18 protein-coding genes and 1 tRNA gene are annotated in these 21,805 nt (G+C 68.1%); 11 read left to right on the top strand and 8 right to left on the bottom strand.

The genetic code is table 11. The features are described from left to right. The first annotated feature begins 1 nt into the window (after position 1). From fabI to ACO227_RS07695, 4 genes are all read left to right on the top strand, one after another. Positions 2–805 carry an enoyl-ACP reductase FabI gene (gene fabI / locus ACO227_RS07680; protein WP_423606607.1) on the top strand — a complete coding sequence of 268 codons (804 nt, stop codon included), beginning with the start codon at positions 2–4 and terminating at the stop codon, positions 803–805. Positions 806–817: 12 nt separating this feature from the next. Further along, entirely contained in the window at positions 818–1,345 is a 528-nt protein-coding gene (locus tag ACO227_RS07685; RefSeq protein WP_423606609.1) for a GNAT family N-acetyltransferase, read from the top strand. An 84-nt stretch (positions 1,346–1,429) separates the two neighbouring features. Then, entirely contained in the window at positions 1,430–2,500 is a 1,071-nt protein-coding gene (aroC, locus tag ACO227_RS07690) for a chorismate synthase (protein WP_423606610.1), read from the top strand. 146 nt (positions 2,501–2,646) lie between these two features. Then, complete coding sequence (locus ACO227_RS07695; RefSeq protein WP_423606612.1) at positions 2,647–2,886, top strand: hypothetical protein; 240 nt, start codon at positions 2,647–2,649, stop codon at positions 2,884–2,886. Positions 2,887–2,975: 89 nt separating this feature from the next. On the opposite strand, the gene ACO227_RS07700 is transcribed toward ACO227_RS07695, so the two are convergent. After that, positions 2,976–4,265 (bottom strand): adenylosuccinate synthase, encoded by a 1,290-nt coding sequence (locus tag ACO227_RS07700; protein ID WP_423606614.1) that lies wholly within the window; start codon positions 4,263–4,265, stop codon positions 2,976–2,978. A 171-nt stretch (positions 4,266–4,436) separates the two neighbouring features. On the opposite strand from ACO227_RS07700, the gene ACO227_RS07705 reads away from it, so the two are divergent. Both ACO227_RS07705 and ACO227_RS07710 read left to right on the top strand, forming a co-directional pair. Next, positions 4,437–5,441 carry a fumarylacetoacetate hydrolase family protein gene (locus ACO227_RS07705; RefSeq protein ID WP_423606616.1) on the top strand — a complete coding sequence of 335 codons (1,005 nt, stop codon included), beginning with the start codon at positions 4,437–4,439 and terminating at the stop codon, positions 5,439–5,441. A gap of 35 nt (positions 5,442–5,476) precedes the next feature. Beyond that, positions 5,477–6,049, top strand: a complete 573-nt coding sequence (locus tag ACO227_RS07710) for a methylated-DNA--[protein]-cysteine S-methyltransferase (protein WP_423606618.1) — start codon at positions 5,477–5,479, stop codon at positions 6,047–6,049. Positions 6,050–6,087: 38 nt separating this feature from the next. Here ACO227_RS07710 and ACO227_RS07715 read toward each other — a convergent pair whose 3' ends face one another. The 4 genes from ACO227_RS07715 to ACO227_RS07730 are packed head-to-tail and all read right to left on the bottom strand — an operon-like array spanning position 6,088 to position 12,352. Continuing rightward, complete coding sequence (locus tag ACO227_RS07715; RefSeq protein WP_423606620.1) at positions 6,088–6,567, bottom strand: 2'-5' RNA ligase family protein; 480 nt, start codon at positions 6,565–6,567, stop codon at positions 6,088–6,090. A 46-nt stretch (positions 6,568–6,613) separates the two neighbouring features. Then, the gene (locus ACO227_RS07720; RefSeq protein ID WP_423606622.1) at positions 6,614–9,958 is read right to left on the bottom strand and encodes an error-prone DNA polymerase; all 3,345 of its coding nucleotides are present in this window, start codon (positions 9,956–9,958) and stop codon (positions 6,614–6,616) included. After that, positions 9,955–11,688: a Y-family DNA polymerase gene (locus ACO227_RS07725; protein ID WP_423606624.1), complete on the bottom strand. Its 1,734-nt coding sequence runs from the start codon at positions 11,686–11,688 to the stop codon at positions 9,955–9,957. Before ACO227_RS07725 ends, ACO227_RS07720 begins: the two co-directional genes overlap by 4 nt. Beyond that, the gene (locus ACO227_RS07730; protein ID WP_423606626.1) at positions 11,603–12,352 is read right to left on the bottom strand and encodes an ImuA family protein; all 750 of its coding nucleotides are present in this window, start codon (positions 12,350–12,352) and stop codon (positions 11,603–11,605) included. Before ACO227_RS07730 ends, ACO227_RS07725 begins: the two co-directional genes overlap by 86 nt. A gap of 133 nt (positions 12,353–12,485) precedes the next feature. Between ACO227_RS07730 and ACO227_RS07735 the strand changes: the two genes are divergently transcribed. Together ACO227_RS07735 and ACO227_RS07740 are read left to right on the top strand one after the other, a co-directional pair. Further along, positions 12,486–14,645, top strand: coding sequence for a M3 family metallopeptidase (locus ACO227_RS07735; RefSeq protein ID WP_423606628.1), 2,160 nt, complete (start codon positions 12,486–12,488; stop codon positions 14,643–14,645). A 58-nt stretch (positions 14,646–14,703) separates the two neighbouring features. After that, positions 14,704–16,089, top strand: coding sequence for a M20/M25/M40 family metallo-hydrolase (locus ACO227_RS07740; protein ID WP_423606630.1), 1,386 nt, complete (start codon positions 14,704–14,706; stop codon positions 16,087–16,089). On the opposite strand, the gene ACO227_RS07745 is transcribed toward ACO227_RS07740, so the two are convergent. Beyond that, positions 16,078–16,671, bottom strand: coding sequence for a TetR family transcriptional regulator C-terminal domain-containing protein (locus ACO227_RS07745; RefSeq protein WP_423606632.1), 594 nt, complete (start codon positions 16,669–16,671; stop codon positions 16,078–16,080). The genes ACO227_RS07740 and ACO227_RS07745 overlap by 12 nt on opposite strands. A gap of 49 nt (positions 16,672–16,720) precedes the next feature. On the opposite strand from ACO227_RS07745, the gene ACO227_RS07750 reads away from it, so the two are divergent. Beyond that, positions 16,721–17,935 (top strand): aromatic ring-hydroxylating oxygenase subunit alpha, encoded by a 1,215-nt coding sequence (locus ACO227_RS07750; RefSeq protein ID WP_423606634.1) that lies wholly within the window; start codon positions 16,721–16,723, stop codon positions 17,933–17,935. Positions 17,936–17,949: 14 nt separating this feature from the next. Next, complete coding sequence (locus ACO227_RS07755; RefSeq protein ID WP_423606636.1) at positions 17,950–19,557, top strand: phytoene desaturase family protein; 1,608 nt, start codon at positions 17,950–17,952, stop codon at positions 19,555–19,557. On the opposite strand, the gene ACO227_RS07760 is transcribed toward ACO227_RS07755, so the two are convergent. Then, complete coding sequence (locus ACO227_RS07760) at positions 19,558–20,850, bottom strand: amino acid permease (protein WP_423606638.1); 1,293 nt, start codon at positions 20,848–20,850, stop codon at positions 19,558–19,560. A gap of 127 nt (positions 20,851–20,977) precedes the next feature. Here ACO227_RS07760 and ACO227_RS07765 point away from each other — a divergent pair, with 127 nt between their 5' ends. Then, on the top strand, positions 20,978–21,382 hold the full coding sequence (locus ACO227_RS07765; RefSeq protein ID WP_423606639.1) for a Dabb family protein: 405 nt from the start codon (positions 20,978–20,980) through the stop codon (positions 21,380–21,382). A gap of 230 nt (positions 21,383–21,612) precedes the next feature. Here ACO227_RS07765 and ACO227_RS07770 read toward each other — a convergent pair. Further along, positions 21,613–21,686 (bottom strand) — tRNA-Gln (locus ACO227_RS07770). Positions 21,687–21,805 lie beyond the last annotated feature (119 nt).

Raw genomic sequence — 21,805 nt, forward strand, 5'->3', positions numbered from 1 at the left:
CGTGACCGGATTGATGCAGGGGAAGCGCGGGCTGATCATGGGCCTCGCCAACGACCGCTCGCTCGCCTGGGGGATTGCGAAGAAGCTGCGCGAGCACGGCGCCGAGCTGGCGTTCAGCTACCAGGGCGAGGCGCTGGAGAAGCGCGTGCGCCCGCTGGCCGAGGAACTCGGCAGCGATTTCCTGATCGACTGCGACGTCAGCGACATGGCCGCGCTCGACGCCGCGTTCGGGACGCTCGCGGCGCGCTGGCCGACGATCGACTTCGTCGTCCACGCGATCGGCTTCTCCGACAAGAACGAGCTGCGCGGCGGCTATGTCGACACCAGCCTCGACAACTTCCTGATGACGATGAACATCAGCGTCTATTCGTTCGTCGCGGTGGCGAAACGCGCGTCGGCGATGATGCCCGAGGGCGGCTCGCTGCTGACGCTGAGCTATTACGGCGCCGAGAAGGTGATCCCGCACTATAATGTGATGGGCGTGGCCAAGGCGGCGCTGGAGACAAGCGTCCAGTATCTCGCGGTCGATCTCGGTCGGCAGAATATCCGCGTCAATGCGATCAGCGCCGGGCCGATCAAGACGCTGGCGGCGTCGGGCATCGGCGATTTCCGCCTGATCCTCAAGTGGAACGAGCTCAACTCACCCCTGAAGCGCAACGTGACCATCGAGGACGTCGGTGGCGCAGGCCTCTATTTCCTGTCCGACCTGTCGAGCGGCACCACCGGCGAGACGCACCATGTCGACGCCGGCTATCATGTCGTAGGCATGAAGGCCGAAGATGCGCCGGATATCGCGCTTGCCTGATCGGGCGCTGGCGTGACCATCGCGATCCGCCCGGCGACCGGCGGCGACGTGGCGGCGATCGACGCGCTGCTGCGGCGCAGCTTTCCGGCGCCGGACGAGGCGCTGCTGGTGCAGCGGCTGTGCATCGACGGCGACATGGTGCTGACGTTGGTGGCGGACGACGAGGAGACCGGCGCGCTCGCGGGGATGGTCGCGTTCAGCCGCATGGACGTGCGGGTGAATGACCAGCCCGTCGCGACCGTTGCGCTGGCACCGGTCGCGGTCGAGGCCGCTTATCGCCGTCAGGGCGTGGCCGAGGCGTTGATCGCCGCGGGCCACCAGCATCTTGCCGACGCCGGCTATGCGCTGAGCTTCGTGCTCGGCGACCCGGCTTATTATGGCCGCTTCGGCTATGCCGCCGATCTCGCGCGCGGTTTCGTCTCGCCCTATGCCGGCGACTATCTGATGGCGCTGGCGTTGCAGGAGGGGAAAGTGCCGTGCGGGGTGCGCGGGCAAGCGGTACATGCGACGGCATTCGCTGCGATCGGACGGGACGCCTGACCCCGGTATTGCGCCTTCGGCTTTCCCGGACCGTCGATCCTTCTTGCTTTCAAATCGCAGCGACATAGGCGAGGAGATGGCGCCATGAGCTTCAACACCTTCGGCCGCGTGTTCCGCTTCACCACCTGGGGGGAGAGCCATGGCCCCGCGATCGGTGCGGTGGTGGATGGCTGCCCGCCGGGGCTGGGGCTCGCCGAAGCCGATATCCAGCCTTTCCTCGACAAGCGCCGTCCCGGCCAGTCGCGTTTCACCACCCAGCGACAGGAACCCGACCAGGTCCGCATCCTCTCCGGCGTGTTCGAAGGCAAGACGACCGGCACACCGATCAGCCTGATGATCGAGAATGTCGACCAGCGCTCCAAGGACTATTCGGAGGTCGCGCAGGCCTATCGCCCTGGCCATGCCGACTATGCCTATGACGCGAAATACGGCTTTCGCGACTATCGCGGCGGCGGGCGCTCCTCGGCGCGCGAGACCGCGATGCGCGTCGCGGCCGGCGCGGTAGCGCGCCAGGTGATCCCCGAGGTCTCGATCCTCGCCTGGGTCGAGGCGATCGGCGGCAATGCGATCGACTATGCGAAGTTCGACGCGGCCGAGATCGGCAACAATCCCTTCTTCTGCCCCGACGCCGGCGCCGCGGCGCGCTGGCAAACGCTGGTTGACGACGCGCGCAAGGCGGGCTCGTCGCTCGGCGCGGTGATCGCTTGCGAGGCGACTGGCGTGCCCGCGGGCTGGGGGGCGCCGCTCTACGCCAAGCTCGACAGCGAGCTCGCCGCGGCGATGATGAGCATCAATGCGGTCAAGGGCGTCGAGATCGGCGACGGCTTTGCCGCGGCGACGCTGACCGGCGAGGCCAATGCCGATCCGATGCGGCCGGGCAATGACGGTGCGCCCGTGTTCCTCGCCAACCACGCCGGCGGCATCGCCGGCGGGATTGCGACCGGCCAGCCGGTGCGCGTGCGCGTCGCGTTCAAGCCGACCAGCTCGATCCTGACCCCGGTCGAGACGATCACGCGGGAAGGCGAGGCGACCGAGATCCGCACCAAGGGCCGCCACGATCCGTGCGTCGGCATCCGCGGCGTCCCGGTGGTCGAGGCGATGATGGCGCTGGTTCTGGCCGACCAGAAACTGCTCCACCGCGCTCAGATCGGCTGATTTTCTTATGTAGTTCGATCATCTCGTCCCGCGTTGCATGCGTTCCGGGGACGAAATGGCGCGTCGGGGCGATGAGGCGAGGAACGGATTCGGGACCCTCCGCGCGCCGCCGCGTTTCTCCTGTGCCACGTAACCAGGAGTATCCCATGCGCCATAAGACGCTGCTTAGCCTTCTTCTTCTCTGCGGTTCGACTGCCGCGATCGCGCATATCGCGCCGGGCCAGAGCGAACCGCCGCTGCAGAACAACTTCACCAACGAGGGCGTGCCGGCACCGGAGACCACCGCGCCCGAGACGACGTCGAACACCACCGACGTCGCGCCGAGCAGCGATCCGACCAGCAACGGCACCGAGACGGCGCCCGAGCCGAACTCGACTGCTTATTGACGAGCTTTCGTCGTCTTGGGCGCAGCGATCCGGTTGCGTCCAAGACGACGACTTTGTTCAGTCCGCGAGCGGGCCGGGGAAGTTTCCGATTAGTCCGCGAACGGGTCGCGAACGAGGATCGTGTCCTCGCGCTCGGGGCTGGTCGAGACCAGCGCCACCGGGCAGCCGATCAGCTCCTCGATCCGGCGAATATATTTGATCGCCTGCGCCGGCAGCTGCGCCCAGCTGCGCGCGCCCGCGGTCGATTCGCTCCAGCCTTCGAATTCCTCATAGACCGCCTCGGCGTGCGCCTGGTCCTGCGGGCTGGGCGGGAGATAGTCGTAGTGCCGGTCGCCGACCTTGTAGCCGATGCAGATCCGCAGATTCTCCATCCCATCCAGGATATCGAGCTTGGTCAGCGCGACGCCGGTGACGCCGCTCACCGCGACCGACTGGCGGACCAGTACCGCGTCGAACCAGCCGCAGCGGCGCTTGCGTCCGGTGACAACGCCGAACTCGCGCCCGCGCGTGCCGAGCAGCTCACCGATCTCATTGTCCTGCTCGCTCGGGAAGGGCCCCGAACCGACGCGCGTGGTGTAGGCCTTGACGATCCCCAGCACGAATCCAACCGATCCAGGGCCGAGGCCCGAGCCGGACGCGGCCGAGCCGCTGACCGTGTTGGACGAGGTGACGAACGGATAGGTCCCATGATCGACGTCGAGCAGCACGCCCTGCGCGCCCTCGAACAAGATGCGCTTGCCGGCTTCCTTGGCGTGCTTGAGCGTCAGCCACACCGGCGCGGCATAGGGCAGCACGGCGGGCGCGATCTCGCGCAGTTCCTCGAGCAGCTTGGCGCGATCGATCGGCGGCTCGCCGAAGCCGGCGCGCAGCGCGTCGTGATGCGCGCAGAGCCGGTCGAGCTGCGCATCGAGATCGTCGAGATGGGCGAGGTCGCACACGCGGATCGCGCGGCGGCCGACCTTGTCCTCATAGGCCGGGCCGATGCCGCGGCGCGTGGTGCCGATCTTGCCCGCGCCCGACGCGTCCTCGCGCAGCGCGTCGAGATCGCGGTGGAAGGGCAGGATCAGCGGGGCGGTCTCGGCGACCTGAAGCGTCTCGGGCGTGATCTCTACGCCCTGCTCGCGCAGGCGGGCGACCTCGTCGCGGAAATGCCAGGGATCGAACACCACGCCGTTGCCGATCGCCGAGAGCGTGCCGCGCACCAGGCCCGAGGGGAGCAGCGAGAGCTTGTAGACCTTCTCGCCCACCACCAGCGTGTGGCCGGCATTGTGCCCGCCCTGGAAGCGGACCACCAGATCGGCGCGGCTGGCGAGCCAGTCGACGATCTTGCCCTTGCCCTCATCGCCCCATTGGGCGCCGATCACTGCGACATTTGCCATGGATACACGTCTCCGCCTGCCAGGCAGACCCAAGGCCGCCCTTCGACAGGACTCGGCGACCGGGGTTTTCGGAAATGCGGGGCGCCAATGGCCTTCACGCAGCTTCACGTCAAGGGCGTTGCGCGGTTGGGAGGCTGCGTTAAGGGTAAGGGACAGGAGAAGGAGTAACGAATGAAACTGGCAAGCCTTAAGCAAGGCCGTGATGGCAAGCTGGTCGTCGTCTCCACCGATCTCGCCTGGTATGCCGATGCCGGGCATATCGCGCCGACGTTGCAGGCTGCGCTCGACGACTGGGACCGGCTCGAGCCCGATCTGCGCAACCTCGCCACCGATCTCGATCACGAGGTGATCCCGCGCGAGCGCTTCCACGAACGCGAGGCGGCGGCGCCGCTGCCGCGGGCGTATCAATGGGCCGACGGGTCAGCCTATGTGAATCATGTCGCGCTGGTGCGGCAGGCGCGCGGGGCGGAGATGCCCGAGAGCTTCTGGCACGATCCGCTGATGTACCAGGGCGGCAGCGACGGTTTCCTCGGCCCCCGTGATCCGATCCCGCTGGCCGACGAGGAATGGGGCTGCGACCTCGAGGCCGAAGTGGTGGTGGTGACCGGCGACGTGCCGCTCGGCGTGAGCCGCGAGGAGGCGCTGGCCGCGATCCGGCTGGTCGGTCTCACCAACGACGTGTCGCTGCGCAACCTGATCCCGGGCGAGCTCGCCAAGGGTTTCGGCTTCTTCCAGTCCAAGCCGGCGAGCGCCTTCTCGCCGGTGTTCGTCACGCCCGATGCGCTCGGCGACTGGTGGCGCGACGGCAAGCTCCACCGCAAGCTGATGGTCGATCTGAATGGCCAGCCCTTCGGCCGCGCCGAGGCGGGGGAGGACATGACTTTCGACTTCGGCACGCTCGTCGCGCATGCCGCCAAGACGCGCGCGCTGGGGGCGGGCACGATTATCGGATCGGGTACCGTCTCGAACCGTGATGCCGGCGGCGGTCCCGGCAAGCCGATCGCGCAGGGCGGCGTCGGCTATTCCTGCCTCGCCGAGGTCCGCACGGTCGAGACGATCAATGGCGGCAAGCCGGTGACGCCCTTCCTGAAGGCCGGCGACACGGTGCGCATTTGGGCGGAGGACGACCGGCATCACCCGATCTTCGGGGTGATCGAGCAGACCGTCGTGGGATAGTTGCGAATGTTCCGTGGCGTTCCGATCTCAACATCATGATTGGCGAGAACGGCTATCACCTGTTCGAGACAGTAGCGGGCTTTTCCGCGATTGGCTGGAACGCGAAGGGCGTTCATAGCTTTCGGCTGCCCGCAGGTACGGCGCAGGAGGTGGAGCGGTCGTTGCTTCGACGTTTGCCGGGTCCGCAGGCGGCTGTGCCGCCGCCGCCCGTGCAGGCCGTGATCGGCGATGCGCGGCGTTACTTCGCTGGCGAACGCGTCGACTTTGCCGGCGTGCCCGTCGATCTCGGCGAGCAGTCGCCCTTTTTCGAACGCGTCTATGCTGCCGTGCGCAAGCTCGGCTGGGGTGAGACGGCGACCTATGGTGCGATCGCCAAGCTGCTCGAAGCGGGGCCGGAATTCGCGCGCGATGTCGGCCAGGCGATGGCGGCCAACCCGGTGCCGCTGATCATCCCCTGCCATCGCGTGACGGCCGCAAACGGAGGGATCGGCGGCTTCTCGGCTCCCGGCGGTGCATTGTCCAAGGCGCGCATGCTCGAGATCGAGGGCGTTGAAGTGAAGGCCGGTATCGTCACCGGAAACGTGGCGCAGCTGGGGCTGGGTTTCTGAGCACCCGCTACTCGTAGGCAACGGATTCTTCAGGGCAATCAGAACGCGAATGCGCCTTGCCGGGCGCTCAGCGACCAGCAGCCATGATCGATGTGCCGGCCGCTGCCGCTTTCGATCAGCAGGATTTCGTCGACTCGCCATTCGATCAGCGGGATTGCGGCACGGCGGACCGATGTCCCGCCATAAGCGAGGTTGAGGTGCAGGCTGAACGCATAGGCCGGCAACGCGATGCCGCAGCGTGCGAGGCGTGCGGCCAGGGCGCGCTGGAAGGCGCCGGGCGACCGCTGCCCCTTGCGCGGCTTGAGCGTGTCGCCCTCGATATGGTCGAAGGCGACGGGAAAGGGCTCCGCGTCGAACATCCGCAACGCCTCATGGACCGCCTCGATTGCCTGCCGCGTGCTCTCACCGATCGGCAGCAAGGTACTGTGCCAGCGCTCGGGCGCGTAGCTGATCTCGATGCCCAGCGCCGCGCACAGGCGGATCATCGCGGTGCGTTCGAGCGATCGCGGCTTGATCATCAGATAGAGCGGCCTGCGCCACTGCCGGATCGCCTGCCCGCCCATTTCAGTGGAAATCCCGCGACCGCACCGGGATCAGGTCCGGCGCCTTGAGGCTGCGGCGCGGCGGCCAGCTGTCGGCGGGACGCTGGCGCGGCAGCAGCCGGTCGCGCGGGTCGATCGTGCCGCCATGCGTCGCGCCGTCGCCCGGTATGGTGAGGCGCGGCACGTCGAGATCCCCCACCTCGCGCAGCCAGTCGGTCAAGTCGATGAGTTGTTCGGCGACGACATGGATCACGATGCCCTCGCGCTGCACTCGACCGCGCACCGCGAGCATCGTCGCGGCCATCACGGTGCGGCGATTGGCCTCGAACCGGTCGGCCCAGAGCACTGTGTTGGCGATGCCGGTCTCGTCTTCCAGCGTCACGAATACCACGCCCTTGGCGCTGCCCGGCCGCTGGCGTACGAGGATCAGCCCGGCGACCTCGACGCGCTGGCCGTCCTTCATGTTGATCAGGTCGCCGCACCGCACGATCCGCCGCGCCGCGAGGCGGTCGCGCAGGAACGCCACCGGGTGTGCGCGGAGCGACAATTGCGTCGCGCGATAATCCTCGACCACCTCGCGCCCTTGGGTGAGCGGCACGAGTGCCACCGGTGTCTCGACGCTTTCGGGCTGAATCTTACCCTCGCGCATGTCGGCGGTGGCGAACAGGTCGAGCGGCTTGTTGGCCAGGCCCTTGATCGCCCACAAGGCCTGGCGGCGGTTGAGGCCGAGCGACTGGAAGGCGTCCGCCCGCGCCAGCCGTTCGAGCGCGGCGGGCTTCACGCCCGAGCGGCGCCACACCTCCTCGATCGAGGCGAAGGGGCCGCCGGCGGCACGGGCCTTGATGATGTCCTCGCCATCCTCCTTCGACAGCCCCTGCACGATCCGCATGCCCAGCCGGATCGGCTGGAGCCGCGTCCAATCCGCATCGGTCCCGCAGAACCCTTCGTGCCGCGGTCGCGCATTCGGCCGCTCGGGCACCATGCGCGTATCCCAATCGCTGTCGTTGATGCACACCGGGCGCGCTTCCACGCCGTGCGTCCGCGCGTCGCGGATCAGCTGGGCGGGGGCATAAAAGCCCATCGGCTGCGCGTTGAGCAGCGCACAGCAGAACACGTCGGGATGATGGCATTTCATCCAGGATGAGGCGTAGGCGATCTTGGCGAAGCTCGCGGCGTGGCTCTCGGGAAAGCCGTAATTGCTGAATCCTTCGATCTGCGCCACCAGCCGTTCCGCGAACTCCTGGTTGATATTGCGCGCGCGCATGCCCTCGATCAGCTTGGGGCGAAACTCGCCGATGTCGCCGCTCGACTTGAACGTCGCCATCGCTCGGCGCAACCGGTCCGCCTCGCTCGGCGTGAAGCCGGCCCCGACGATCGCGACTTGCATCGCCTGTTCCTGGAACAAGGGCACGCCCAACGTTTTGAGCAACACGTCTTTCAGAGCAGGCGAGGGATAATCGACCAGATCGGGATTTTGCCGCCGTTTGAGATAGGGATGTACCATGTTGCCCTGGATCGGTCCGGGCCGGACGATCGCGACCTGGATCGCGATGTCGTAGAAATTGACCGGCTTCATCCGCGGCAGCATCGACATCTGCGCGCGGCTCTCGATCTGGAACACGCCGAGCGTGTCGGCTTTCCGGATCATCTCGAAGGTCAGCTCGTCGTCCTTCTGCATTGCAGGCGAAGCCAGCGTGAGCTGTATTCCCTTGTGATCCGCGAGGAGGTCGAAGGCGCGGCGCATGCAGCCCAACATGCCGAGGCCGAGGATATCGACCTTCATGAAGCCGAGCTCCTCGATGTCGAGCTTCTCCCATTCGACCACGCGGCGGTCGACCATCGCTGCCGGCTCGACCGGGATCAGGTCGTGGAGCTTGTCGCGCGTGAGCACGAAGCCGCCGGGGTGCTGCGACAAATGGCGCGGGGTGCCGACCAGCTGGCGCGCCAGCTCCAGCGTCAATGCGAGGCGCGGGTCGCCGCGGTCGAGGTTGAGCGCGTCGGCGTGCTTGTCGTCGACATCGTTCGACGAGCCCCAGACCTGGCTCGACAATGCGGCGGTGAGGTCCTCGGGCAGGCCCAGCGCCTTGCCGACCTCGCGCAGCGCGCCGCGCGAGCGGAAACGGCTGACCACCGCGGTCAGCGCAGCGTGGTCATGGCCATAGGTCTCGTAGATCCACTGGATCACTTCCTCGCGCCGCTCATGCTCGAAATCGACGTCGATGTCGGGCGGTTCCTTGCGCTCGGTCGAGATGAAGCGCTCGAACAAGAGCTGATGTTCGATCGGATCGATCGACGTGATGCCGAGCGCGAAGCAGATCACCGAATTGGCCGCGCTGCCGCGCCCTTGGCACAGGATCTGCTGGCTCAAGGCAAACTGGACGATCGAATTGACGGTGAGGAAATAGGGCGCATAGCCCATCTGCTCGACCAGCCCGAGCTCGTGGATCAGCAGGTCGCAATGCGCCTGGGGGGGCTTGCCGGCGAATTTCTGCTTGAGCCCGCCCCAGGCGAGCGTGCTCAGCGCTTCCTGCGCGGTCTTGCCATGGAAGAGATTCTCTTCGGGATATTGGTGCCTGAGCTGGCGCAACGAGAAGGTGCAGCGTTCGGCGATGGCGAGCGAGGCGCGCAGCGCCTCGGGATGGTCGCGAAAGCGCCGTGCCATGTCCTCAGGCGACTTCAAGTGCCGGTCGGCGCTGCGCTCGCGGCGGAAACCGAGCTCGTCGATCGTGCATTTCTCGCGGATCGCGGTGACCACGTCCTGCAACATCCGCTCGCCGGGGGTCGCGTAGAGCACATCGCCGGTCGCGAGCGGGGTGAGCCCAAAGCGCCGGGCAGCCATGTCGAGCTGATATAGCCGCAGCGCCTCGCCCGGGCGGCGATGCTGGGTCAGGCAGACATGGCCGCGGTCGCCGAACGCATCCGCCATCCAGCGTAGCGCGAGCGGATCGCCCGGATCGGCCATGCCAGGCACCAGCGCGCCGACCAGTCCCCCGGCGGCCTGTGCGAGATCCTCCCAGTGGAGGAAGCATTTGCCCTTCTCGGCCCTCTGCGCGTCGGCGCGCGACTTGCCGAGCGTGAGCAGGCGCGTGAGACGCGACCAGGCCGGCCGATCCTCGGGCCACACCAGCACCGAACTGCCGTCGGTAAGGTCGAGCCGGCATCCCGCGATCATGCGGATAGCGATGCCCGCCTTGGAGAGCTGCTCGGCGGCGACCAGCGAGCGCACCACGCCGCCTACCGAATTGCGGTCGACGATGCCTAGCGCGGGCAGGCCAAGCAGCGCCGCCTGGCGGAACAGCGCCTCGGGCGAGGAGGCGCCGCGCAGGAACGAGAAATGCGTTGTCACCTGGAGCTCGGCGTAACTCATCCGAACACCCCGTGGAGATACCAGCTGAGGTCGCCCGTGGCGCTTTGCTCGCCGTCGCCGCGGCGGAACAGCCAGTAGCGGCGGCCAGCATCGTCCTCGACACGGAAATAGTCGCGCACCTGCTCGGCTTCGGCCGTACGCTTCCACCATTCGCCATGGATGCGCTCAGGCCCGTCGGCGCGCACCACGCGATGCGGCTGGCCGCGCCAGGTGAAGCGGCGCGGGGCGTGGTCGGGCAGCTCGGCGATGACATGGTCGAGCCGCTCGGGGCGGCGCAGCAGCCGTGCGGGCTTGGGCCATTCGGGATGCCAGGGATGCAACGCCGGGTTGCGGTCGAGCTGGCCGACATCGTCGATCTTCGGCCGCGCGCCGCCGCGTTCGGGCGGGTCGAGCACCGCCGTCCGCGCCGCCGCGCGTTCGGGCACGTCGCTCTCGACGGCGCGCATCCGCCACATCCGCCTGAGGCCGATGCGCGTGGCCAGTGTATCGACCAGCGTGGCGATGTCGGGCGCCGCTTCCTCGTCGAGCCGCTCGACCACCGGCTCGGGCCCGAGCGGCGCGGCGCGGCGGACATGGAGGGCGATGGCGTCGATACCGTAGCCCGGCTCGACATCCTCGATCCGGCGCTTGAGCAGGCGCAGCAGATGCGCCGGGTCGCGGCTCGGCCGGGCGAGGCCGATGCGGATGCGCTGCGGCACGCCATCCACCCGGTCGGCGATGCATTCGAGCGCCTGAACGCCCAGCCCCTCGCCCTCGAGCGCCGCGGTGAGACCGGGAACGAGCTGGCCCAACCAATGTTCGATCGCCTCGGCCGTCGCGATCGGCTCGGCGAAGCGCTGGCGGGCGACGATCGCCTCGGGCGGGATCACCGGGTCAAGCGGTTCGGAGATATGTCCCAGCGCCTGGTCGATGCGCAGCACCGTCGCTCCGCCGAAGCGGCGGACCAGCGGACCGCGCGGCATTGCCGCAAGCTGGTCGATCCGTTCGATGCCGAGACGCTTGAGCAATTCGACCGCCGTCTCGTCGATGCGCAGTGCCGCCGGAGGAAAGCCGGCAAGGGCTTCGGCCTGTTTTCCGGTCGGGCAGATCGTCACTCGTTCGCGCGCATGTCGCGCCAGCACCCAGGCGGCGCCGGGCGTGTCGGCGACCGCGACCTGCGCGGTGAAACCGGTGCGTGCGAGCAGGCGGACGACATGGCGCGCCAGACGTTCCTCGCCGCCGAACAGATGCGCCGTGCCGGTCAAGTCGAGGAACAGCCCGTCGCTGCCCGACAGCGCGACGACCGGCGACCAGCGCCGCGCCGCGAGGATGGCGAGGCGGTGAAGCGAATCGAGATCGCCCTCGGGATCGGCCGGGCGGATGTCGAGCCCGCGCACCTGCGCGCGCGCCTGAGTAACCGCCATGCCGGGCCGCAGCCCCAATGCCTGCGCGGCGGGGCAGGCTGCCGCGATCTCGATTCGGCTGCCGTTGCGGATCGAGGTGACGAGCGACGCGGCCTCACCTGCGGCAACGCCGGGACGCGAGGCGGGGCCGGGCGCGGACAGATCTTCGCGCGCCCAGCGCGCGCCGGGGCGCCAATGGCCCTCATGTTGGGCCGGCTTGCGCAGCGGCGGGCCGGGTGGGGGAAGAACGTCGTACGCCGGCTCAGGCCGCGCGCCGGCGCGCCGCTCCGCCTGCCGCAACCGCTCGATCGGCCAGAGGGGCAGGTAGAGCGCAGCGACCCGTTTCATCGCATGCCTCCACTTGAATTTCGAAAGGATCGCCCCCCTTTTGCCGTGCGAGACCGATCTGCCAGCGCGCGCGGCCGACGCCTTCCACGGGCAGTGGGGTCGAGGGCGCGCAGGCCACGCGCCAGCGCGTCACCGCCGCCGAGGGCGCTCCGAGCGGGTCGCCCGCCTGGCGCGGATGGCGCTTCATCAGCAGCGCGATGGTGCGCCCGCCCTCCGCCGCGAGCTGGAGCCGCCGCGTCGCCGGCATGCCGACGCGCCGCGCCTCGCCCACCACCGCACCGAGGCCGCGATGCCTGAGGCCCTCTTCCATGATCGCGAGCAGCTCGTCATCGTCCGCCGCTTCGGCATAGAGCACGCGCTTGGGCGCGAGGCCCGACTGGTAGAGCCCGGGCGCGAACAGGTCGCGCCGCCGCACCACCCACAGCACCGGCCCCCAGGCGCGCGCCGCAATTCCCGCGGTGAACAGGGTCGCGGCGGCATCGTCGGCCATGTCGGGGGTCGCCGCCGCCACCTCGTGCAGCGCATCGAGCCGCAGGCCACCGTCGGCCAGCCGCGCATCGAGCCGGCCGAGGCCGAACGGCAGCACCGGGCGGCGGCGAAAGCCACTTCCCTCGATTGCGCTCAACGTCTCGCGCAATTGCCTGATGATGGCGGGATCGGCCATGTTTCCTGCCTGCAAACTCCGACTCGGGGCTAATCGTTCCTATTTTGTTCTATTGGTACGCAGAGTCAACCGCTTGCCAATGGCGCGGAGGACTGCGTATCATTCACCTATCACACCTAATCGGGGGAATTTGATGAAGCCCGTCACCGGCGCGATCCTGCTCGCCACCACCGCGTTGTTCGCCACCACCGCACAGGCCAAGTCCATGTCGCAAGATGCACCGGCCCCCGCCGTCGCCGCTTCCGATCCCGCACCGATGCTCGACAAATGGCCGGGACCGTTCGACGGCGTGCCCCAATGGGACAAGCTCACCCCCGCGATGTTCCCGGCGGCATTCGAGAAGGCGATGGCCGAAGCGCGCGCCGAGTTCGTCAAGATTCGCGACAATCCCGAGGCCCCGACCTTCGCCAACACGATCGAGGCGAGCGAGCGCACCAGCGGCGCCTTCAGCCGGGTCTTCCCGGTATGGGGCGTCTACACCAGCAACCTCGCCACGCCCGAGGTGCAGAAGATCGCCGCCGAATGGAGCCCCAAGCTCTCGGCCTTCTTCACCGAGCTGAGCCTCGACCCCAAGATGTTCGCGCGGGTGAAGACGCTCTACGACAAGCGCCAATCGCTCGGCCTCAACGCGCAGCAGCTGCGCCTGCTCGAGCGCGAGTATCGCGATTACGTGACGTCGGGCGCGCTGCTGAACGAGGCGCAGAAGGCCGAGGTCAAGCGCATCAACGGCGAGCTCGCCAAGCTCTACACCGAGTTCAGCAAGCGCGTGCTGGCCGACGAGGAGACTGCGATCATCCTGGCGAGCGAGACCGATCTCGCCGGCCTCCCCGACAGCTTCAAGGCGAGCCTTGCCGAGGAAGCCAAGGCGCGCGGCCAGGCGGGCAAATGGGCGGTCAAGAACACGCGCTCGTCGATGCAGCCGTTCCTGATGTACTCGACGCGCCGCGACCTGCGCGAGAAGGTCTACAACGCGTACATCAACCGCGGCGACAATGGCGACGCCAACGACACCAACGCGACGATCGCCGCGATCCTCAGGCTGCGCCAGGAGCGCGCGAAGATCCTCGGCTTCAGGAACCACGCCGAATACCGGATGGACGACACGATGGCGGAGACTCCCGCCAACGCGACCAAGCTGATGATGTCGGTGTGGCCGGCGGCGCGCGCCCGCGTGCTCGAGGAAGTCGCGGACATGCAGAAGCTCGCCGATGCCGAGGCCGCAGCGGGCAAGGGTCCCAAGATCACGATCGCGGGCTGGGACTATCGCTATTATGCGGAAAAGGTCCGCAAGGCGAAGTACGACCTCGATGAGAGCGAGGTGAAGCCCTATCTCGAGCTCAACAACATGGTGAACGCCATGTTCTACGCCGCGGGCCGCCTCTATGACCTGCAGTTCAAGGAGAATACCGGCAGCGTCCCGGTCTTCCATCCCGACGTCCGCACCTTCGAGGTGACGCGCGAGGGCAAGACGGTCGGTGTCTTCTATCTGGATAATTTCGCGCGCGCCGGAAAGCGCTCGGGCGCGTGGGCAACCGCGTATCGCGGCCGTTCGGGGCTGCGCGGCGACAAGATCGTGCTCGGCTCGAACAACAACAATTTCACCAAGGGCGGTGGCGGCGAGCCGACGCTGATCAGCATCGACGACGCCTCGACGCTGTTTCACGAGTTCGGCCATGCGCTGCACGCGCTGCTCGGCCAGGTCTATTATCCCGGCCTCGCCGGAACGCCGCGCGACTTCGTTGAATATCCGAGCCAGGTGAACGAGAACTGGCTGCTAACCCCCGACGTGCTCAACCGCTTCGCCAAGCACTACAAGACCGGCGAGGTGATCCCGGCGGCGCTGGTCGCGAAGATCCAGAAGGCGCAGACCTTCAACCAGGGCTTCGACACGGTGGAATATCTCTCCTCGGCGATCGTCGACATGAAGCTGCACGACCGCGAGACGCCGGTGGCCGATCCCGACGCGTTCGAGCGCGAGACGCTGGCCGAGCTGCAAATGCCCAAGGAGATCGTGATGCGGCATCGCTTGCCGCAGTTCAATCACCTCTTCTCGTCCGATGCCTATTCGGCGGGCTATTACAGCTATCTCTGGTCGGAGACGATGGACGCCGACACTTGGGCCGCGTTCGAGGAGACCGGCAATGTCTGGGACAAGGCGACCGCCGACAAGTTTCGCACCATCCTGCTGGCGACGGGCAACGAGACCGACCGCAAGGAGGCGTACAAGGCGTTCCGCGGCCGCGATCCGGACGTGAAGGCGCTGTTCAAGCGCCGCGGCTTCCCCACGCAATAAAGCCTAGGCGCCGCCGGCACCGCCTATCATCCCTCCCGATCGCTACCGGATCATTGCCATGAAGCATCTGCATATCGCCGCCTTCTGCGTTCTTGCGCTGACCGCCGCCGCAGCGCCTGCCCAGACCAGCGATACCGAGGCACGGGCGCTGGAGATCGCGAAACGCGCGATCTCCTTCCGCAGCGTGAGTGGGGCGCAGAACCAGACGCCGGCGCTTGCGCAATGGCTCAAGCAGCAGCTGGTCGCCGGCGGGTTCGCGCAGGGCGAGGTGACGGTCACGCCGGTCGACGACACCGCCTATCTGATCGCGCGCTGGCCGGGCAGCGATCCCAAGGCCAAGCCGCTGGTCATCTCCGGCCATATCGACGTGGTCGAGGCCAAGCCGTCCGACTGGGAACGCGATCCGTTCATCGCGGTGGTCGAGAACGGCTATCTCTACGGCCGCGGCGCCACCGACATGAAGCTCGACGCGGCGATCGTGATGGCGACGCTGATCGAGCTCAAACAGCAGGGCTACAAGCCACGCCGCGATATCATCCTGCAATTCTCGGGCGACGAGGAGACGACGATGAAGACCTCGGCGATCATCGCCGAGAAGCTCAGGCATGCCGAACTGGTCATCAACATCGACGGCGGCGGCGGCCTGCTCGACGAGAAGACGGGCAAGCCGCTTTATATGACCTGGCAGGGGGCGGAGAAGACCTATGCCGATTTCGAGCTGAGCGTCGCGAACCCCGGGGGGCATTCGTCGGAGCCGCGGCCGGTGAACGCGATCGCCGAGCTGGGAGCGGCGCTGGCGAAGATCGGCGCCTATCGCTTCAAGCCCGAGCTCAACGAGCTGTCGCGTGCCTATTTCCAGGCGGCCGCGCGATACGAGGATCCCGAGACGGCCGCGGCGATGCGCGCGTTCGCCGCGAATCCCGATGACGCGAAGGCGGTCGCCACGCTACGCGCCAACTATGCGACGATCGGCAAGATCGGCACGACCTGCGTGCCGACGATGGTGTCGGGTGGGCACGCGCTCAACGCCCTGCCGCAGCGCGCCACGGCCAACATCAACTGCCGCATCTTCCCCGGCCACAAACCCGCCGACATCATGGCCGAGCTGGCGCGTGTCGCCGGCGATCCCGCGATCCAGTGGAAGGACGTGACCGAAGGGTCGGTGGCGACCGACGCCTCGCCGATGCGGCCCGACTTCGTCCGCGCGGTCGAGACGGCGATGGGCAAGGCCTATCCCGGCGTACCCGTCTTCCCCAGCATGTCGTCGGGCGCGAGCGATTCGATGTGGTTCCGCTCGGTCGGCGTGCCGAGCTATGGCGCGAGCCCGGTGTTCATCAAGGAATCGGACAGTTTCAGCCACGGGCTCAACGAGCGCACCCCGATCGCCAGCATCGCGCCGGCAATCGTCTATTACCGCTCGCTGTTCACCGATCTATCGAAGTAGCGCGGCGATCTGCGCCTCGGCGATCGCGCGCGCTTCGGCGGCGTCGATCACCTGCGGCGACAGGCACAGCTCCAGCCACAGCCCGTCGACCAGCGCGGTGATCGTGATCGCCGCGCGGCGCTGCGCCGCCGGCGCGAGTCCGCACGCGGCCAGCAGCGTCCCGAGATCGGCGCGGTAGCGGGCATAATGCTCGTCGTGGAGCGCGGCGACATCGTCGCGCGCGATCGCCAGCCCCCAGAAGGCGGTCCAGGTCGCGAGCAGCGCGCGGTCGGCGATCGGGGGAGCGAAGCTCGCCGCGACATAGGCGGAGAGTCGTGCGCGCGGGTCGGCCCCGGCAGCCGCGACCGCGACGTCGAGCGCAGCGGCCACCTGGTCCCCGACATGCGCGTAAGTCGCCGCGATCAGCGCGTCGACCCCGCCGAAATGATGCGCGACCAGGCCCGGCGACACGCCGGCCTCGAGCGCGATCGCACGCACCGAGGCGCCGCTCGCGCCGTCGCGCGCCAGCACGCGCGCGGTCGCCTCAATCAGCGACAGCCGGCGCGCATCGGGCTCGGCGCGGGTGAAGGCAGGCTTGCTCATGCCCTCAGCTTATTGTACGATCGTACAATAAGCAATCGCGGAGCCTTTGATGGCGACCCTCGCTTCCCTATCGCGCGACTTCGGCGTCGACCCCGACCCCGACCCCGACCCCGACCCCGACCCCGACGCCGACTGGTCGCTGCCCGGCTGGATTTACATCGATCGCGAATTTCACGACGTCGAGATGGTGCGCATCCTGCGGCCGTCATGGCAGATCCTGTGCCACGAAAGCGACCTCGCCGCGCCGGGCGACTGGCGGACGATCAGTTATCTTGGCGAGCATGTCGTCGCGGTGCGGGGCGCCGACGGCGTGATCCGTGCCTTCCACAACGTCTGCCGCCACCGCGCGATGCGCATCGTCGAGGGCGACGCGGGCTGTGCGCACAAGCTGGTCTGTCCCTATCACGCCTGGGCCTATGAGCTCGACGGGCGGCTCTCGGGGGTACCGATGCGGCGCGACTATCCCGCGCTGGACATGGCGCGGAGCGGGCTCGTCCCCGTCGACGTCGCGATCTGGCGTGGCTTCGTGTTCGTGCGGCTGGAGGACGATGGCGGCCCGTCGCCCGCCGAGATGATGGCGCCCTATGACCATGAGATCGCGCCCTATCGCTTCGAGGAGATGCGGCGGATCAGCGACGTCCGCCTGCGCGACCGGGCGGTCAACTGGAAGAATGTCGGCGACAATTATTCGGACAACCTCCACATCCCCGTCGCGCATGACGGTCTGACGCGGCTGTTCGGCAAATCCTATGCGATCGCGGCGGCGGGCTGGGTCGACAAGATGTCGGGCTATCTGGTCGACCGTGTATCGGCCAATCCGTGGGAGGCCTTCTACCAATGCCATCTGCCGCGCGCCGACCACCTGCCCGAGGCGAACCAGCGGCTGTGGCTCTACTATAAATTGTGGCCGAACATGGCGTTCGACATCTATGCCGACCAGATCGACTTCATGCAGTGGCTGCCGACCTCGCCCACCAGCTGCTTGCTGCGCGAGATGGCGTTCGCGCTGCCGGACGACCGCCGCGAGATGAAGCTGGTGCGCTATGCCAACTGGCGGATCAACCGCGTGGTCAACGCCGAGGATACCTGGCTGATCGAGCGGGTGCAGCAGGGCATGGCGTCGCAAAGCTACACGGTCGGGCCGATCGGCGCGAGCGAGGTATGCCTGCGCAGCTTCGCGGCGAAGATCCGCGCGATCATCCCCGAGGCGCGGCTGCACCGCGCACCGCCGCCGGGTTGGTCGCGCTGGCCGCATACCGTCTGATTTCCGGGGGAAGCATGAAGAAGTACGACGCGATCGTCATCGGCGGCGGGCATAACGGCCTGGTCTGCGCCTTCTACCTCGCGCGCGCGGGGCTCAAGGTGCGCGTGCTGGAGCGGCGCCACATCGTCGGCGGCGCGGCGGTGACCGAGGCGTTCCATCCCGGCTTCCGCAACTCGACCGCGAGCTACACCGTCAGCCTGCTGCGGCCCAAGGTGATCGCCGACATGAAGCTGCACGAACGCGGCTGGCGGATCATCGAGCGGACGATCAGCAACTTCTTCCCGCACGACGGCGGCTATCTCAAGCTCGGCGGCGGGATGGCGCGCACCCAGGCCGAATTCGCGCGCTTCTCGCCGAAGGATGCCGAGACCTTCCCGCGCTACGAGGAAGCGCTGGAGCGCGTCGCCGAAGTGTTGCGCGACCTTTCGCTCAAGACGCCACCCAATGCCGGCGGCGGGCTGCGCGCGCTGCTTGCCGCCGCGGTGCAGGGCAGGCGGCTGGCGGGGATGAGCGTCGAGGCGCAGCGCGACGTGATGGACCTGTTCGTCAAGTCCGCGCGCGACTTCCTCAACGGCTGGTATGAGAACCCGTACATCCAGGCCGCGTTCGGTTTCGACGCGGTGGTCGGCAACTATGCCAGCCCCGATACGCCGGGATCGGCCTATGTCCTGCTCCACCACGTGTTCGGCGAGATCAACGGCAAGAAGGGCATGTGGGGTCACAGCGTCGGCGGCATGGGCGCGATCACGCGCTACATGGCCGAGGCCGCCGAGGAAGCCGGCGCCGAGATCAGCGTCGAGGCGCCGGTCGCGAAGGTGCTGGTCGACGGCGGCAAGGTCGCGGGCGTGCGGCTGGAAAGCGGCGAGGAGATCGCCGCGCCGGTCGTGGCGTCGAACGCCGGGCCCGCGCTGCTCTACCGCCAGCTCCTCGATCGCAGCGACATGCCCGCCGAGTTCGCGCGGCGGATGGACGGCTACAAGACCGGATCGGGTACCTTCCGGATGAACGTCGCGCTGAGCGAGCTCCCCGATTTCGCGGTGCTTCCGGGCAAGGAGAAGGCCGAGCACCATACCGCCGGCATCATCATCTCGCCGACGCTCGACTATATGGACAAGGCCTTCACCGACGCGAAGGCGAAGGGCTGGTCCGACGAGCCGATCGTCGAGATGAAGCTCCCGACCAGCGTCGACGACAGCCTCGCCCCGCCGGGAATGCACATCGCCTCGCTGTTCTGCCAGCAGTTCGCGCCGGTGCTGCCGGACGGCCGCAGCTGGGACGAGGAACGCGAGCAGGCGGCCGAGGTCATCATCGACACGGTCACGAAGCACGCGCCCAATTTCCGCAAGTCGATCCTCGGCGTGCAGATCCATTCGCCGCTCGACCTCGAGCGCAAGTTCGGGCTGATCGGCGGCGACATCATGCACGGGCACATGTCGCTCGACCAGCTCTGGGCGGCGCGGCCGATGCTGGGGCACGGCGACTATCGCGGGCCGATCAAGGGACTCTATATGTGCGGCGCGGGCACGCATCCGGGCGGCGGCGTGACCGGCGCGCCGGGGCACAACGCCGCGCACGAGATCCTGCGCGACCGCTCGTTCGTTCGCCGCGTGCTGCCCTTCTAGCTAGCGCGCCCGCCGCACCCACAGGAACACCGGCAGCCCGAGCGCGAGCAGGCCGAGGCCCCAGAGATTGGCGCGCAGGCCGAGGCCGTAGATCATCCACAGCACGAACAGCGCCGCGAGGGTAGCGGCGAGCGTCGCCGCGCGGTCGCCGGCGAGCAGCTTGAGCGCGGCGATCGCGCTGACGAAATAGGCGAGCATGCCGGCGGCGAGGCTGATCGTCGCGATGTCGGCGAACAGCGTGCCGGTGCGCCCGGTATAGTTGAGCGCCATCACGATCGTCACCAGCACGCCCGACACCAGATGCGCGCGCCCCGGCGTGCCGCGGCGGTTCTCCTTGCCGAACCACGCCGGAAAGACCCCTCCACGCGCCATCGCCCAGGGCATCTCGCCCTGCAGCAGGATGAAGCCGTTGAGCGCGCCGAGCGCGCTGATCGCGGCGAAGATCGCGGCGATCTCGAGCGCGCCCGCCCCCCAGGCGCGGCCGAGAAAGGCGGCGAGCGGCGCGGGAGAGGCCGCGGTGACCTCCGCCGGCATCATCAGCCCGATCGCACCGGCGACGAGCACATAGACCAGCCCGGTCAGCGCGGTGCCGAGCAAGGTCACCAGCGGCACGGTCCGCGCGGCGTCCTTGACCCGGTCGGCGGGAACCGTCGCCGATTCGACGCCGAGAAACCCCCAGAAGGTCAGCGCTACCGCGGCCGAGATCGCACCCGCGCCGAGCGGCACCGGCGGGTTGGCGACGATCGCCGAGCGGCCGTTCGCGAGCAGCAGCCACAGCGCGAGCAGGACGATCGCGACCAGCGGCGCCAGCTTCACTACAGCGGTCACGAGCTGGATGCGGCCCGCCAGCGCCACGCCGCGGATGTTGACCGCGACCAGCGTCCAGATCAGCAGCAGCGCCGTCGCGAACGCCGGCAGCCCGCTCGCGATCTGCGGGAAGGGCACGCTGAGCGCGCTCACCACCGCGATCGCCAGCGCGCCGTTGCCGGCCCAGATCAGGATCCAGTAGCTCCACGCCACCGCGAAGCCGACGACGGGGCCGAACGCCGCGTCGGCAAAGGCATAGGGGCCGCCCGCGCAGGGCAGCTTCGCCGCGAGCCGGGCGAACACGAACGCCAGCGTCATCGCCCCCGCGATCGTCGCGCCCCAGCCGATCAGCGCATTGGTCCCGAGCGGCGCGAGCGTGGCGGGCAGCAGGTAGATGCCCGATCCGATCATGTTGCCCACCACCAGCGCCAGCGCCGGCCAGAAGCCGAGCGCGCGTCGCGGGGTCAACGGGGCGGCCTCGGCCATGGACCTTTGTCGCTGCGTCGGCGGCTGGCGTCCAGCGCGAAAAGCATCCCGGGCTGGCCTTCCCAACCCGGGCGCTTCATCCTAAGTCCATGCCCTCAGGTGCAATCGCCGTCATCCAGGAGGCACAATGGAAGCCAATCGCAGGCGTGTCATGACGATGATCGCGCTCGGCAGTGCGGGTGCCGTGACGGCTCCCGCCTCCGCAACCGCTACGCCCATCCCGGCGATGCTGGTCCACCATGTGCTGTTCTGGCTGAACAACCCGGGCTCCGCCGAGGACCGCGAGCAGCTGATCACGGGCCTGCGGACGCTTGCCGGGATCGACGTCATTCGCGGCCTCCATATCGGCGTGCCCGCATCGACGGAGAAGCGCGACGTGGTCGACGGCAGCTACGACGTGTCCGAGCTGATGTTCTTCGACAGCCTGGCGGATCAGAAGACCTATCAGGACCACCCCATCCATCAGGCCTTCGTCGCGAAATACAGCCATTTGTGGCGCAAAGTGATCGTTTACGACACGCTGAAGGCCTGATCGCGGGACCGGTGCTCGATCGCGGGACGGCCACGTGGTCATCTCACGCATGATGCCGGCGACGCGCGCCGGTGGGATCGGGCCGCGGCTATGTGCAGGGCTGGTCGCTTATCAGAGCTCGGCATCGTCGGACATCCGCGTCGCCAAGGCGCCGGCGCCAAGTTCTGAACGGGGACCGCTCATCGCATGGCCGCGCCATGCGAGCGGATCAGGTGCCGAAGCTGGGGAGTTGGATGCCCCGCGTGGATTCGAACCACGATTGACGGAGTCAGAGTCCGTAGTCTTACCATTAGACGACAGGGCAATGCCGTTGGAGCCGGGGCATCTAGGCGGGCGCCGGGCAGGGGTCAAGAGGCTTCTCCGGCCGGCTTCCCGCGCTCGCCTTGCCCCTGCCGGCGCCATGCGCTAGCTTCGCCCCAAGCA

This window comes from Sphingomonas sp. MS122 (assembly GCF_049532975.1).
Classification (GTDB): domain Bacteria; phylum Pseudomonadota; class Alphaproteobacteria; order Sphingomonadales; family Sphingomonadaceae; genus Sphingomonas.